A 15219-nucleotide genomic window follows, 5' to 3' on the forward strand; every position below is an offset into this window, starting at 1 on the left:
AGAAATTACATTGTTCTTGCAATTTCTTTAACTTCAAATACCTCTAGTTGATCATTGTTCATAATATCTGAATAGCCCTTCAGGGTGATACCACAATCAAAACCTGATCTGACTTCTTTGACATCGTCCTTAAATCTTTTTAAGGATTCTATTTGTCCTGTCCAAGTAACTACATTATTTCTGATTAAGCGTATTCTAGAATCTTTCTTTACTATGCCATCAAGAACCATACAACCAGCTACTTTACCTATTTTAGATATGCTATATACTTCACGAATTTCTACTAAACCAATTATTTCTTCCCTTTTCTCTGGAATCAACATTCCAGACATGGCTTGTTTTATATCATTAATAGCGTCATATATTATGCTGTAGTAACGTATACTAATATTGTTTAATTCCGCATTCTTTTTTGCTATAGAATCAGCACGGACATTAAAACCTATTATTACAGCATTAGAAGCTATAGCTAAATTAATATCATTATCAGAAATACCACCAACTGCTGCATGTACTATCTTCACACAAATCTCATTATTAGATAGCTTTAGTAGAGAAGAAGCTATAGCTTCTTGAGATCCCTGAACATCAGATTTAATAATTATAGATAAAGCCTGGACCGAACTATCAGTAATATTATCAAAGATAGATTCTAATTTATCTGCCTGCTTGCGTGCTAACTTAGAGTCTCGGAATTTACCTTGTCTAAAAAGAGCTATTTCTCTAGCTTTACGTTCATCTGATAAAACAACTAGAAAATCAGCAGCTGAGGGAACATCCGTAAGTCCATGTATCTCAACCGGTATCGAAGGCCCTGCTTTTTCTATAGAAAATCCATTTTCATCTAGCATAGATCGAACACGACCAAAAGTTGCTCCTACTAAAATAACATCACCTTTCTTTAATGTTCCATTTTGAACAAGCACAGTTGCAACTGGTCCACGTCCTTTATCTAAACTAGCTTCTATTACAATTCCTTTCGCATTAGTATCTACTTGAGCTTTTAGTTCGAGAACTTCTGATTGGAGAATGATATTTTCTAGAAGAATATCTACACCTTCGCCTGTTTTTGCTGACACTGGTATAAAAGGAACACTGCCACCATATTCTTCCGGGATAATCTCTTCAGCAATTAACTCTTGCTTAACCTTATCTAAATTAGCAGAAGGTTTGTCAGCTTTAGTTAAAGCCACTATGACAGGCACATTAGCTACCTTCACATGATTTATAGCCTCACGGGTTTGAGGCATAACGCCATCATCAGCAGCAACTACTAAAACCACAATATCTGTCAATTTGGCACCACGAGCACGCATAGCTGCAAAAGCTTCATGACCAGGGGTGTCTAAAAAAGTAATGGAACCAATATCAGTCTTAACGTTATAAGCTCCTATATGCTGTGTGATGCCACCAGCTTCACTATTAGTAACTTTTGTTCTTCTTATATAGTCTAACAAAGATGTCTTGCCATGATCAACGTGTCCCATAACAGTAACAACAGGTGCTCTGTGCATACTATCAGCATTAGATATTGATGAAGTGTCCAAAAAAATTTCTGGATCATCTATCTTAGCAGCTATTGCTGTATGTCCGAATTCCTCAACTACAATCATCGCTGTTTCTTGATCCAAGACTTGGTTAATTGTAACCATTTGTCCTAATTTCATTAGGTTTTTGATAACCTCACCAGCTTTTATTGACATTTTATGAGCCAATTCAGCTACGCTTATAGTTTCTGGGACATTAATTATACGAGAAATAAATTCCTGTGATTGATTAATAACATTGTTTTTATTGCTGTTTTGCGTAGAACGAGAAGATTTTCCTCCATTTATCTTAGAGGACTTTACTCCAACAACTCGCCATTCTTCAGAATCTCCATGCACACCAGATTTCCTATCTCTTTCAAGAGACTTCTTACGGTGATTCTCATCGCTCCAGCTAGAGGAAATATCAGAAGATTTAGATGTCTTTTTTAAAGGAGTAGAAGATTTAGATTCTTTTTTATTAGTTAAATTTTTCTTACTAGTTGATCTAGTATTAGAAAAATTATCTGAAACAGAATCATTTGAGCGCAATACCTTGCGAGGACGAGTCAACATCTCACGTAATGCAGCAGCTTCATTCTCCACAACCTTCCTAGCTTCATCTTTATTAGTATTATCTAATGATTTTTCATTCTTGGGTTTAATGTTATTAGTTTGTGAAGAAGAACGACGAAAATTTGTTTCGTTTTTAGAATTTTTCATAATTTGAGATCTAGAAATAAGTGTCGATTTGTCTGACTCTTTATTAGAATTTTGTGCTTTACTTTCTATTGTTGATGATATATCGCTTATATGACTACTGGTGGCATTTATATCATCTTTTATTAAATTAACTGTAGTTTCATTATTTTGATTAATGATGGCACTTTTTCCATTGGAAGTGCTATCTAACTCATCAAGAATATTTAAATTAGACGATCTAACAGTATTATCATATTTTAAGTCTTTCGTTGATTGAAGTTTTACAGAACCATTATTAATTTCATCAGATTGATTTTTAGATGAATCTTTCTTTATAAAAGTACGTTTTTTTAAAACTTCAACCTGGATTGTCCTTGACCTGCCTTTGGCATCTGCTTGATAAATTTCGGTAGTTTTTCTTTTCGTTAAAACAATTTTTTGATCTTTTTTATTGCCTTCACCGTTAGCACGACGTAAAGATCCTAATAACTTTAACTTGTCGCTATCTGTGACAAAATCTTTTATTGTTTTAACATTTACTCCAGCTGATTTTAGCTGATCTAATAAAATATCAGAAGGCATGTTAAGCTCAACAGCAAACTGAGCTACGGTAACACTCGACATTAAGATTTCTTCCCCATATAGAGACTAACTAACAGTTACAAAACAATAAAATTAAATTATTGTTAACTTACCACATTACTCAAACCAGTGCGCTCGAGCTGAGACTATAATACTAGCTGCTTCATCCTCGCTCAATCCTGATATTTCAGATAACTCCACAGCATCTAACTCAGCCAGATCATTTTTTGTAAAAATTTTTCTATCTGCTAACTTTAGAACTATCTCCTTACTAATCCCACTAATATCAAGCAGTTCATTCTCCACTTCAATATTTTCTTCTTTAACAATGGCATCGGTTAATAGAGAATTTCTTGCCTTTGATCGTAAATCATTAACTATATCCTCATCAAACCCATCTATATCTAACAACTCTTGTATTGGTATATACGCAATCTCTTCGATTCCAGTAAAACCCTCATCTATTAATTTATTTACAATCAATTCATCTGCTTCTAATTTTTTAATAAAATCCTCATGTAAAGATCTTCTTTCCATTTGATGACGATTAATACTTTCCTCTGAAGTAATTATATTAATCTTCCATCCAGTCAAATCAGAAGCTAGCCTGACATTTTGTCCCTTTGCCCCTATTGCTTTAGATAAATTCTCATCGTCGACAACAACATCCATTGAGTGACTATCTTCATCTACTAATATAGAAATCACATTTGCTGGAGATAATGAACTAACAACAAACTGAGCAGGATCTTCAGACCACAGAACTATATCTATCTGTTCACCACCTAATTCATTACGAACTGCTGTGACACGCAATCCCCTCATTCCAACACAAGTTCCTATTGGATCTATTCTTTTGTCGTAGGCAACTATAGCTATTTTTGCTCTTATTCCAGGATCACGAGCAGCAGCTTTTATTTCTAATAAACCTTGCTCAATCTCAGGAACTTCATTCTCGAATAAGTATTTAATAAAATCTGGAGAAGTTCTAGACAGAATTACTTGTTTACCTCGAGCGTTATGCTCTACTCTAAGGAATAAAGCTCTTACTCTATCACCCATTCTTAAATTTTCTTTTGGTATCATTTCAGAACGAGGCAATCTGGCTTCAATTTTCCCTATGTCTATAATAGCATCACCTTTATCAATTCTTTTAATTAGACCTGATAAAATCTTGTCATTTTTATCTAAAAAATCATTTAATATTTGCTCTTTTTCAGCATCACGAATTTTTTGCAAAATAGCTTGTTTAGCGGTTTGAGCACTAATTCTACCAAACTCCACAGGATCTAAAGGTTCTTCTATATAACCACCAACATCTATTCCTGAATCTATTTCTTTTGCTTCAGATAATAGTTCTTGCCTGTCAGGTTCTTGTAAACCATCTTCATCTGGAACGACTAACCATCTACGAAAACCTTCATATTTACCACTATTTCGATCTATTAGGACGCGTATATCAGCATCTTCTTTAAATCTTTTTTTCATGGCAAACGATAATGCACTCTCTAGCGCCTCAAAAACGACATCACGAGAAACATTTTTTTCTCGCGCTAAGGCGTCAACTAACATAAGAATTTCACGACTCATTGCTTTCTGCCCTTGAAATCGAGAACTGGGTCCAATTTTGCATAACAAACATCATTAATATTAAAATTGATTACCTTTAAATTATTTTTCTTTTCGTTATCATCAGATTCAATACTAAATACAGTATTGCTCGGATGTATAACACTATCATCAGTTAGTGATAAAGAATTTTGCATGCGAAGAATTCCGTGGAAAACCTTCTGTCCATCCAATGGATTGTTTAATTTTAAAACAATACGTTCTCCTGCAAAACGAATAAAATCAGATTCCCTGCGCAAGGGACGATCTATACCAGGTGAACTAATTTCCAACTGTCTATAATCAATGTTTTCTGCAGCAAGTACACAAGATAGATGACGAGTCACAATCTCACAATCATCTATACACACCCCACCAGTTTTATCAATAATGACACGCAAAACTCCTGACGGGAGTCTTTCGATATCAACAATCTCAATATCATTTGCAATTCCAAGCAAAGAATTTTTAATCAATGCAAATAAATCTACCATATACCATTATAAATACAAAAAATAAAGAGAAATACCTTGTATAAAAACAAGGATTCAAAATCTAACTATACTATAGTACATTATCAATTAGAGACTAATGAGTCCATATAATACATAATCATAGCTAATTTTTAATTTTAACAGACATTTCTAAAAATTAATACAGAAATAACCATTTTAATGAGTTAAAAAGTCCTTTTCTTTCTTGTTAAAAATCCAAGATGAGATTCATGAGCATTAGGATTATTTGGCTGACGATCATGATTAACATTATTAGTTTTACTGCTAATTTTTGATCTATGCTTAATATCTATATGTTTCTTAGAAGCTGCATTAATAACATTACTCTTACCTTTCTTATCTTCTATTTCTGAAACTAACCAAGGTTTATTAATTTTATCTTTTTGTAAAATTGAGTTGTTGTTACTAATACTATGAGAATTAGTTTTAATGATTTTATTATTTGGTTTTAAATTATGATCTAAATTTTTTCTGACTATAGTAGAATTATTCTTACAGCAGTCATCTAAATTCCTGGAACGCTTACCATAAGATTTAGAATATTCGGGCTTGACGGGACTTATGCTCTTTTTCTCTAAAGTATTTTTTGATAACCCATTTTTTGCCATAATCGCTAGGACTATGGACTCATCTAATTCCATCCACTTTCCGCGATGCAAGTTTCTAGGAAGAAATATCTCACCGTAACGAATTCTCGTCAATCTGCTAACAGTAATGCCAATACTATCAAATACCCTTCTAATTTCTCGATTACGACCTTCCTTAATTACTAACTTGTACCATTTATTAATACCTTCACCACCAAGATAAGACAATGAGCTAAAAGAAGCTGGGCCGTCACTAAGCAATACACCATCGATCAATTTAGATTTTTGATTATCATTCAGCTCCCCTAATATTCTTACAGCATATTCACGCTCAATTTCATTTCTAGGATGCATAAAATGATTCGCCAAATCTCCAGAGTTTGTAAAAATTAGTAAACCATCAGTATTAATATCCAGTCTACCTATAGATATCCATTTTCCTTGGCTAATTTTTGGCAAAGTAGAGAAAACATTATCCCTACCTTGCGGATCATTATGACTTACTATCTCACCAGATGGCTTGTGGTATACAATAATGCGAGGAATTTTTTTTATGTCTGTTCTTTGTATTATTTTACCATTAAGCCTTACTAGATCCGTATCTTTAACCCTCTGGCCAATATGAGCTGGGGCTCCATTAACAGATACCCTTCCAGAAATTATAAGCTCCTCCATTTCTCTTCTGGAGCCTATACCTAGATCAGCTAAAACTTTATGTAATTTAGGAACTACATCATCGTTTAAATATTTCTTTAAGTTGATTTCCGCTAGATTACTTGATTTATGTAAATAGGGGAATATGATTTTCTCATACTGAGATTCATCACTACTACGTTTAGGATTATGCTCTTTCAATACTTTATCTTTCCGAGCAGAATCTTCTGAGTAGTCAACAATTTCTTCATTGTCTACTCTTCTTCTCCTAAAAGGAGTACGTAACTTACGCCACTTATTATTACGAGATGAGGATCCTACCTTCTCTTCTACTATGTTTTTTTATTAGAACTCACAATATTTTTTGAATCATGTAAATTCTCTCTAACAGTTTTACTTGCCTTCACCAAGACAACTCCAAATTACGAATTCAGTAAATTAATATAAATAAAGTATTTTAGTAGCCAGGTATAAATAATCCAAAATACAGAAATAATTATACAAAAGAAATAATAGTGCTTATCAATAAGATAATTTGATTAACAACCAGAAATTTAATATAAAAGCAATACTCCCATAGAAGTGCAGTATATTCCAGGGAAATATACTCTGCAAACTTAAATTAGGAAAAATAATTAATTAACATTATGTAAATAGTTAAATAAATAAATGATCATTGTATCATTTAACAAATAACAACGTAGTTGATAATAAAAAACGCTTGCTTACTGGTATGTCCATATTATATATTTCCCTGTATTATAGAAACAACACTGTTTATCAAACAATATACAATAAACGCCGATATAGCTCAGAAGGTAGAGCAGCGCATTCGTAATGCGAAGGTCGGGGGTTCGATTCCTCTTGTCGGCACCAAAATCTTTTAAGGAAATTTTGGCAAAGGAAATGATACATTTTCTTCTGTAACAGATATGAGATTAACAAAGCTATCATCAAATCCATTTCTTTTCAAGAATTCTATTACTTGCTCTACTATAATCTCTGGAGCAGAAGCACCTGATGTTATGCCTATATGTTTTTTACCGTTTAACCAGCTCAAGTCTATAGAATCAAATCCATCAATAAGATAGGACTCTACACCACCTCTTCTTGCTAACTCTAACAATCGAGTTGAATTGGAACTATTATTGCTCCCAACTACCAATACTAAATCACAATCTTTAACAATATATTTAAGTGCGTTTTGTCTGTTTTGCGTAGCATAGCAAATATCACTCTTTTTAGGACCAACTATCTTAGGGAATCTATTTCTCAATGCTTCCTCTATACAAGAAATATCATCAAGTGACAGGGTTGTTTGTGTCACGTATCCAAGTAATTCGCTGTCATTAATACTTAATCGAGAAACATCGCTGATATTTTCAACAACATATATCCCACTAACGTCTTGACCTAGTGTTCCATTAACTTCTGGATGATCCTTATGACCAATAATTATAACTTCTCTATTTTCCCTACGCATTTTAAGCACCTCAAGATGAACCTTAGTCACAAGCGGGCAAGTAGCATCTACAATACGTAGTTTTTTCTTATTGGCTATAGCTATCATATCCTTTGATACACCGTGAGCAGAGAAAATTATAACATTTCCATCTGGCACGTTAATAATATTATCTACAAAAATCACACCTTTATCCTTGAAATAATCTATCACATGCTTATTATGAACAATTTCATGATTCACATATACTATAGGCCCATATAGAGCTATAGCTTTCTCAACTATAGCTATAGCTCTTTTTACTCCAGCACAAAAACCCCTAGGTGCAGCCAATGTTATATCTTTCTTGCTTATTGATATTTTGAATTCCATTTGGTATCTTAAAAGTTATAAATAATTAATCTAACTGATTCTTTAATAGCGTTAACTTAAATTATATAATGCTAAATCATAATAACTTGTGCAATATGTTCCCACTAATATACAGGCCACTGTCGAAAATGTTGCAATAAAATTTATTAAGACGAATCTATAACATCAAATTATAAGTATATGTTTTAATACCGTGATAGAATGGCCCTTTAGTAAACTACCATGAAAATTTTATTGGAAAATAGTTATGAAATCTGAAATACATCCAAATTATCAAGAAGTTGTTTTTCTTGATGTTCAAACAAATCATAAATTTATCATAAGATCTACAGTACAAAGCAGAGAAACTATAGATATCGATAATAAGACATACCCATTGTTTAAATGTGATGTAACATCAAAATCCCATCCTTTTTACACAGGTGCACAAACAAGGATAGTTGAGACTGGACGTGTAGAAAAATTCCGTGCTCGCTTTTCTAACATAAAAGGTATAAACAAGAATAAATAATAATAAATACCAATACACATAGTGTATAGTTTTCTAAATCATTCTGATTTTGAGATTAAGTATGTGTGTTTGGTATTTTTGTTTTAGATCATTTAATGAACAGATATTTGATAGTTATCATACATGGCATATAAAATACATTATCGAATCAATAAATGTATATAAGCTCATTCTAAAAGATATAAATTATTAATTAAAATTGCAAAACTAACTGAACTAACTGAAATAAAAATTCATAAGTATTTTATATACCCTAATATATGAGCAAATTATCAAATTTAGAGATTTTTAGAAAACTAACTAAACAATCTTTTCCTATTTTAGTTAGCCAGTTAGCTGGCATATCATTTGGTTTGCTTGATACTATAATGACAGGACACACCAATAAGAATGATTTAGCAGCCGTCTCGCTAGCAACATCCATATATGTGATAATATTCGTCGGATTGCTTGGAGTAATAAACGCACTAGTACCAATAATAGCAAAAAACTTTGGCAGTGGTAATAATGCCGAGATTGGTGAGTACTGGGGACAAGGATTTTGGGTATCTATAGCACTATCAATAATCGGGGCGATACCATTGTTCTTTTCTGAAATATGGTTCTACTTTATTGGGAATATAGATCTAGATGTATATAACAAAGTTATAATTTATTTAAAAATATTGATAATAGCCTTACCAGCAGCACTTATTTTTAGAACTATATATAACCTTTGCGCCGCATTATCTAAGTCAAGAGTTATGATAATAGTTAGCATGGTTTCGGTAATATGCAAGGCTTCATTAAACTATGTTCTTATTTATGGTTGCTTAAAAATTCCAGCTATGGGATCAACTGGGGCCAGTATATCTACCATGATAGTATCATGGATTAGCTTGTTTATAGGTGTATTAATTATATATACTGATAATTTTTATAAACAATTCAATATACGTATTAAAAAACCAAACATACCAAAGATAAAAGAGATATTGAAACTAGGACTACCAATGGGAGGGTCATATTTGGTAGAGGTTTTAACTTTTTCATTCATGACAATTCTTATAACAAGAGAAGGAATAATTGCCGTAGGTGCTCATCAAATTATAACTAATATAGTGTCTGTATGTTACATAGTACCTATATCTCTTGGTTTAGCAACTTCTTCAATGACAGCTCAGTTCTTAGGTGCTAAAAACAATGATATTGCTGTACAAATAGGTAAGATAGGAATAAGACTAACCATGTTAATAGCTATTATTAGCTGCATAGCAATATATTATTTCAGTAAAACACTTCCAATACTTTATACAAATGATTTGTCCATAAGTATAACGTGTTATAATATGATGTTTATAGTACCGTTCTTTCTAATTGTTGATTCTATTCAATGTTTTAACTCCTATATACTTAGAGCCTATAACATTACAGCACTGCCTTTTATATTACAGACAATGGCACTTGGAGTTGTTGGTTTAGGTGGTGGATGGTGGTTTGGATTTGGCCCGGGCATGCAAACATATAAACCCATACATGACATTTTATTTATAGGTGCTCCAATAGGCGCTAGCAGCATGTGGATAATGTCAACTAGTGGATTAGGGATATCTGCTTTTTCTCTATACATTTTATATAAAGAAAAAGTAATTAAAAAACTATTATAATTTAAAAAAATATTTACGATAATAACGTAATTCATTTATTGAATCATGTATATCTGAAAGAGCCTGATGTTTACTATTTTTAGAAAAATTTTTATACATACTAGGGTACCATCTTTTTACAAGCTCCTTTATAGAACTAACATCTATATTTCTATAGTGAAAAAATTTTTCTAGTCTTTGCATGTATACATTCATAAATCTACGATCTTGACCGATCGTATTACCACATAATGGAGATTTATCTGGGCTGATGTAATTTTTCAGAAATAACAAAATACTATCTTCCGCTTCCTTTTCTGAAATATCTGAAGATAAAACTCTATTAATCAATCCACTTTTCCCATGAACTGATTTATTCCATTTATCCATGGATTCTAATAGTTCGTTAGTTTGATGAATTGCTATAACAGGACCTTCTGCTATTACATCTAAATTATCATCTGTAATTACTACAGCAACCTCTAGAATTCTATCTTTTGATGGATCAAGTCCACTCATCTCCATATCTAACCATACTAATTTATTGCTATCTAGATTCATTATTTAATCATTCCTTATATAAACAAATAAATTTTAATTATTCTAAATATACTAATTATTAAAAATAATCGTATACTATTTCACACAACTATAAAATTAGCAATTTCAAATGAAAAAAAATATCATCGGAAGAGTTGTAGGCTTATACAAGCAGAATTATATAATTAGTTATAATGAATCTGTTGTCAGATGTTTCCCTAAGGGGAAAAAAAATGAAGCTGTTGTTGGAGATTTTGTCAAAATAGATTACAAATCTAATAGTTATTATGTTATCACTGAAATTATCCAAAGAAACAATCTATTTCTAAGATCAGATGCAACAAAATCAAGAAAAATAGCTGCAAACATAGATCATGTTATGCTAATAGTGGCAGCTGAGCCTGATTTTTGTATTGAATTAATATTCAAAGTTATTATTGAAGCGGTGAGATGTAATACAAAAATTACTATTGTTCTTAATAAAAAAGATTTAAAGGAATCTATAAAAATTGCCAGAGAAAAGCTTTATTTTGCAGAAATTTTAGGAATACCTTTACTAGAAATAAGCGCAAAATATCCAGAATCAGGAGAAAGATCTATTATTGATATCCTAAATGGCAAAGTTACATTAGTAGTTGGCCCAAGTGGTATGGGAAAATCGACATTAATAAATCTATTTATACCAGAAGCACATGCAACAACCAGAGAATATTCGAAATTTTTAAATACTGGCAAACATACTACGAGTTACACTAAGCTATATAATCTACCAATTGAGAATAGCTATATCATAGATTCTCCAGGATTCAAAGATTTTGGCCTACATCATCTAAATTTTGATGATGTAATAAAACCATTTTCAGAATTTCATAATTTTACCAATAAATGCAGATTCTATAACTGTACTCATTGTCACGAACCTGGATGTGGTATTATAGAATCCAAAATTAGCGGCATGATAGATGAAAGGATATATTGTTTATACAAAAAAATTATGGGTAAGTATATACTTACCCATAATTAATATATCAAATTATTTCCTTGATATTAGCTTTTCTTTTATTCTAGCAGACCTGCCCGAACGAGAGCGTAAGTAATATAGCTTAGCCCTTCGCACGCTACCAAGTCTTTTAACTTCTATTTTTTCTATCTGCGGAGAATAAAGTTGAAATGTTCTTTCTACTGCTTCTCCGGAAGAAATTTTTCTTACAATAAATGAAGAATTAAGCCCCTTATTACGTTTAGCTATTACTACACCCTCATAAGCCTGAATTCTCTTCCTTGTACCCTCTATTACATTTACACTAACTGTAACAGTATCTCCTGGTGAAAAAACTGGAATATTCTTATTATGACTAAGTCTATCTATTTCTTCTTGCTCTAATATAGCAATTAAATTCATACAAACTCCTGGTCCATCTTTTAATGTATTATACTTTATAATTAAAAATTTTATTTATTAATACAAAAGAGGATGATGTTAAAAAATTAGGTCCCTAATTGTACTAGGATATGTAATATAAAATCAAGCTTATAAATAATTCAATAACTTTGGAACTATATCAAACAAATCACCACACAAACAGTAATCTGAAACATTAAATATAGGAGCATTAATATCGTTATTAATCGCTACTATTGTCTTTGAATCTTTAATACCAGCTAAATGTTGCATAGATCCAGAGATACCTATTGCTAAATATAATCTTGGTGATACTATCTTCCCTGTCTGGCCAATTTGACAGCTATTAGGAGCATAACCTTCATCAACGGCAACGCGGGTAGCGCCAATTGCAGCCCCCAATTTTTTTGCTAGAGGCACCAACAAGTTATTAAAATTTTCTTTACTTCCTAAGCCACGGCCACCAGAAACTATAACACTAGCTTCTGTTATATCAATATCAGTACTAACTATTCTTTCTTCTTTCAATAATTTTGATAATCCTAAGTTATCAGAAATAGTAATATTTTCTATATCAGCACAATTATTCATGTTGTCTTTGATATATTCATTACTAAAAGAGCAACTTCGTAAAGTTAAAATTTTTATAGGATCTAAACATCTAACATTAGCAATAATGCTACCAGAGTACATAGTACGAACAAATATATTATCAGATATAATTTTTATTACATTAGATATGGGGGCAACATCTAGCTTAGCAGCAATTTTAGGGGCAATAGATTTTCCATAAAAGGAGTCATTAAATATTATATGAGTGTAATTATTTGCTATTTTTAAAATATGATAAGAATGATTTTCTGGCAACATATCAACAAGATTAGGTGACTCAGCAATAAATACTTTAGAAACATTTTTTAGTTTACTTATCTGAACAGCTAAATCTTTAATATGATTCCCAATAATTAAAACATGTATATCTAAATTAAACTTAGAAGCAGCAGTTAAAAGATTATAGGTTGAAATATCAAAAAATTTATTATTATGGTCTGGAATAACAAGTATCATTTCTCTAATACCCCAATTTCTGATCTAATAATCTCTGATAAAGCAAGAACATCTTTTTCAAATATTTTCTTTCTCTCATGTTTTGATTCTTCAATTTTCAATAATTCTATACGAGGTAAATAATCAGTACAAATATCTTTTAAATTGATTGTTTCTATTCGTTTACTCTTGGATTTTAATAGATTCTGTAATGTAATATACCTTGGTTTATTTAAATTAAGATCAGCAATCACAACAGCTGGTAACTTCACGCTAATTACATCAGTACCATTGTCTAATTCTCTCCTAGCGATTAAATCGTCAACACAAATTTTAATATTGCTCACAAAATTAACTTGAGGCCAGCTTAATAAGCTACTTAATATTTGACCTGTCTGACATGAGTCATCATCGATGGCTAGTTTTCCTAAAATAACTATTTTAGGGAGTTCTTTATCAACAATATGCTTTATTGCTTTTGCTACAGATAGTGGTTGTAAGTTAAATTCAGATTCTATTAGGATACCTCTATCTGCACCCATAGCCAGAGCAGTCTTTAAAACATCTTTACTATTAATATTCCCGCAAGATAAGGCCACAATTTCATTAACAAATCCTTTTTCTTTAAGATTTATCGCTTCTTCTAGAGCAACCTCATCAAAAGGATTTATAGACAGTTTAGAATTTTCTAAATTAATTTTTGAACAATCATTGTTAATTTCTACTTTAGTATTATGATCAATTACAGATTTAACAGCTACTAATACTTTCATCAATATACCTTATACAAATGACCAGCTATAGTCTAGCTAAAGAACGCATGTGCATAACAGCACTACGACCTAAGGATGAAAAATCGTATCCTCCCTCTAAAAAACTTACTATTCTACTAGAAGAGTATTTTTCAGCCATATCTACTAATACATCGGTAATCCATTTATAATCAGATTCATTAAGGTTTAGCTGTCCCATATCGTCTTCTATATGAGCATCGAAACCAGCAGATATCAATATCAACTCTGGTCTATACAACTTTATAGATGGAACCCATCTGCTAGTTACTATATTCCTTATAAATGAACCATCAGCGTAAGCTTTAACAGGAATATTACACATATTTTGACTACAAATTAGCTCTGTATCAGGATAAAATGGATGCTGAAAAAAGCTACACATTAATACAGATGAATCATTAGCAAATATCTCTTCTGTTCCATTACCATGATGTACGTCAAAATCTACAATAACTAATCTTTTCAGGTTATACCTACTAATAGCATATTTTGCCGCTATAGCAATGTTATTAAAAAAGCAAGAACCCATAGCTCTATTGCTGCAAGCATGATGTCCAGGAGGTCTAGTTGCACAAAATGCATTATTAACTTGTTTATTAAATACCGAGTCTATTGCTAATAAACCAGCACCAGCTGCATAAAAAGCAGCATCCAAAGTATATGAATTCATAATAGTATCCATATCTATGGTGTGATAGCTGCCTTTTTTAGGTATATGATTACGTAAATAATTTAGATAATCCATAGTGTGAACCCTAAGAATATCTTCATCCGAGGCTCTTAAAGAGCTATGACAATTATCTATATATGGCATAAGACCACTCATAATTAATTGATCAGAAATCGCATCAATTCTCTTCGGGCTATCAGGATGTAAAGCGCCCATTTCATGTAAGTGACTAGCAGGATGAGTGATATACATCGTATCCATAAGTATATATTTCTATTAAATTTATAAGATATTACTATAAAACCTTAGTTAGTATTAGACATATGATACATTTCCAGCAACAAGACAAATTCATCTTATAAAGATATCACATATATTTTCATATATTTTCCGATAAATATATCTACATGGTGCGAAATTCATCGAAACATGATCCAATATGTAATATATACAAAAAACGTCCATATTATTTTAATAAAATAGATAATGTATACATAAATATAGATAATTTATTATTACAGAAATTTAGTTAATTATAATAAATAAAAACACACAGACCCCTAACCTATATGAAGACTGTGTGTTATAAAATATAAGTAATACTATAAATGTTATTACAGAT

13 protein-coding genes and 1 tRNA gene are annotated in these 15219 nt (G+C 31.5%); 4 read left to right on the forward strand and 10 right to left on the reverse strand.

Going from position 1 to position 15219, the window contains the following annotated elements; genetic code table 11:
- Positions 1 to 5 precede the first annotated feature (5 nt).
- From infB to ST1E_RS02125, 4 genes are all read right to left on the reverse strand, one after another.
- Positions 6 to 2852, reverse strand: coding sequence for a translation initiation factor IF-2 (infB, locus tag ST1E_RS02110; RefSeq protein WP_015389597.1), 2847 nt, complete (start codon positions 2850 to 2852; stop codon positions 6 to 8).
- 75 nt (positions 2853 to 2927) lie between these two features.
- On the reverse strand, positions 2928 to 4400 hold the full coding sequence (nusA, locus tag ST1E_RS02115) for a transcription termination factor NusA (RefSeq protein ID WP_041185966.1): 1473 nt from the start codon (positions 4398 to 4400) through the stop codon (positions 2928 to 2930).
- A complete protein-coding gene (gene rimP, locus ST1E_RS02120; protein ID WP_015389599.1) occupies positions 4397 to 4912 on the reverse strand; it encodes a ribosome maturation factor RimP in 516 nt (171 codons plus the stop codon). Before rimP ends, nusA begins: the two co-directional genes overlap by 4 nt.
- Before the next feature lie 185 nt (positions 4913 to 5097).
- A complete protein-coding gene (locus ST1E_RS02125) occupies positions 5098 to 6375 on the reverse strand; it encodes a pseudouridine synthase (protein WP_015389600.1) in 1278 nt (425 codons plus the stop codon).
- Between the two features lie 599 nt (positions 6376 to 6974).
- Here ST1E_RS02125 and ST1E_RS02130 point away from each other — a divergent pair.
- A tRNA-Thr gene (locus ST1E_RS02130) sits at positions 6975 to 7050 on the forward strand.
- Between the two features lie 7 nt (positions 7051 to 7057).
- On the opposite strand, the gene ispH is transcribed toward ST1E_RS02130, so the two are convergent.
- Entirely contained in the window at positions 7058 to 8008 is a 951-nt protein-coding gene (gene ispH / locus ST1E_RS02135; protein ID WP_015389601.1) for a 4-hydroxy-3-methylbut-2-enyl diphosphate reductase, read from the reverse strand.
- 247 nt (positions 8009 to 8255) lie between these two features.
- On the opposite strand from ispH, the gene ST1E_RS02140 reads away from it, so the two are divergent.
- A complete protein-coding gene (locus tag ST1E_RS02140; protein WP_015389602.1) occupies positions 8256 to 8519 on the forward strand; it encodes a type B 50S ribosomal protein L31 in 264 nt (87 codons plus the stop codon).
- A 260-nt stretch (positions 8520 to 8779) separates the two neighbouring features.
- Entirely contained in the window at positions 8780 to 10165 is a 1386-nt protein-coding gene (locus ST1E_RS02145; RefSeq protein ID WP_015389603.1) for an MATE family efflux transporter, read from the forward strand.
- On the opposite strand, the gene orn is transcribed toward ST1E_RS02145, so the two are convergent.
- The gene (orn, locus tag ST1E_RS02150; protein ID WP_015389604.1) at positions 10160 to 10705 is read right to left on the reverse strand and encodes an oligoribonuclease; all 546 of its coding nucleotides are present in this window, start codon (positions 10703 to 10705) and stop codon (positions 10160 to 10162) included. The two genes, ST1E_RS02145 and orn, sit on opposite strands and share 6 nt — an antisense overlap.
- Before the next feature lie 109 nt (positions 10706 to 10814).
- Here orn and rsgA point away from each other — a divergent pair, with 109 nt between their 5' ends.
- Positions 10815 to 11708, forward strand: a complete 894-nt coding sequence (gene rsgA, locus ST1E_RS02155) for a ribosome small subunit-dependent GTPase A (RefSeq protein WP_015389605.1) — start codon at positions 10815 to 10817, stop codon at positions 11706 to 11708.
- A gap of 9 nt (positions 11709 to 11717) precedes the next feature.
- Here rsgA and rplS read toward each other — a convergent pair whose 3' ends face one another.
- The 4 genes from rplS to ST1E_RS02175 all read right to left on the reverse strand — a co-directional run bounded on the left by rplS (position 11718) and on the right by ST1E_RS02175 (position 14858).
- Entirely contained in the window at positions 11718 to 12086 is a 369-nt protein-coding gene (rplS, locus tag ST1E_RS02160; RefSeq protein WP_015389606.1) for a 50S ribosomal protein L19, read from the reverse strand.
- Positions 12087 to 12215: 129 nt separating this feature from the next.
- The gene (locus tag ST1E_RS02165; RefSeq protein ID WP_015389607.1) at positions 12216 to 13154 is read right to left on the reverse strand and encodes an electron transfer flavoprotein subunit alpha/FixB family protein; all 939 of its coding nucleotides are present in this window, start codon (positions 13152 to 13154) and stop codon (positions 12216 to 12218) included.
- Entirely contained in the window at positions 13151 to 13906 is a 756-nt protein-coding gene (locus ST1E_RS02170; protein WP_015389608.1) for an electron transfer flavoprotein subunit beta/FixA family protein, read from the reverse strand. Before ST1E_RS02170 ends, ST1E_RS02165 begins: the two co-directional genes overlap by 4 nt.
- A 25-nt stretch (positions 13907 to 13931) precedes the next feature.
- Complete coding sequence (locus ST1E_RS02175; RefSeq protein WP_015389609.1) at positions 13932 to 14858, reverse strand: histone deacetylase family protein; 927 nt, start codon at positions 14856 to 14858, stop codon at positions 13932 to 13934.
- Between the last annotated feature and the right edge of the window lie 361 nt (positions 14859 to 15219).

The sequence above is a fragment of the Candidatus Kinetoplastibacterium galatii TCC219 genome (assembly GCF_000340905.1).
Taxonomy (GTDB): Bacteria; Pseudomonadota; Gammaproteobacteria; order Burkholderiales; family Burkholderiaceae_B; genus Kinetoplastidibacterium; species Kinetoplastidibacterium galati.

Excerpts from the sequence above, each read along its gene's own strand:
- rplS (WP_015389606.1), bottom strand. The coding sequence starts at position 12,086 with ATGAATTTAATTGCTATATTAGAGCAAGAAGAAATAGATAGACTTAGT.
- ST1E_RS02140 (WP_015389602.1), top strand. The coding sequence starts at position 8,256 with ATGAAATCTGAAATACATCCAAATTATCAAGAAGTTGTTTTTCTTGAT.
- ST1E_RS02165 (WP_015389607.1), bottom strand. The coding sequence starts at position 13,154 with ATGATACTTGTTATTCCAGACCATAATAATAAATTTTTTGATATTTCA.
- infB (WP_015389597.1), bottom strand. The coding sequence starts at position 2,852 with ATGTCGAGTGTTACCGTAGCTCAGTTTGCTGTTGAGCTTAACATGCCT.
- ispH (WP_015389601.1), bottom strand. The coding sequence starts at position 8,008 with ATGGAATTCAAAATATCAATAAGCAAGAAAGATATAACATTGGCTGCA.
- rimP (WP_015389599.1), bottom strand. The coding sequence starts at position 4,912 with ATGGTAGATTTATTTGCATTGATTAAAAATTCTTTGCTTGGAATTGCA.
- ST1E_RS02175 (WP_015389609.1), bottom strand. The coding sequence starts at position 14,858 with ATGGATACGATGTATATCACTCATCCTGCTAGTCACTTACATGAAATG.
- nusA (WP_041185966.1), bottom strand. The coding sequence starts at position 4,400 with ATGAGTCGTGAAATTCTTATGTTAGTTGACGCCTTAGCGCGAGAAAAA.
- ST1E_RS02145 (WP_015389603.1), top strand. The coding sequence starts at position 8,780 with ATGAGCAAATTATCAAATTTAGAGATTTTTAGAAAACTAACTAAACAA.
- rsgA (WP_015389605.1), top strand. The coding sequence starts at position 10,815 with ATGAAAAAAAATATCATCGGAAGAGTTGTAGGCTTATACAAGCAGAAT.
- orn (WP_015389604.1), bottom strand. The coding sequence starts at position 10,705 with ATGAATCTAGATAGCAATAAATTAGTATGGTTAGATATGGAGATGAGT.
- ST1E_RS02170 (WP_015389608.1), bottom strand. The coding sequence starts at position 13,906 with ATGAAAGTATTAGTAGCTGTTAAATCTGTAATTGATCATAATACTAAA.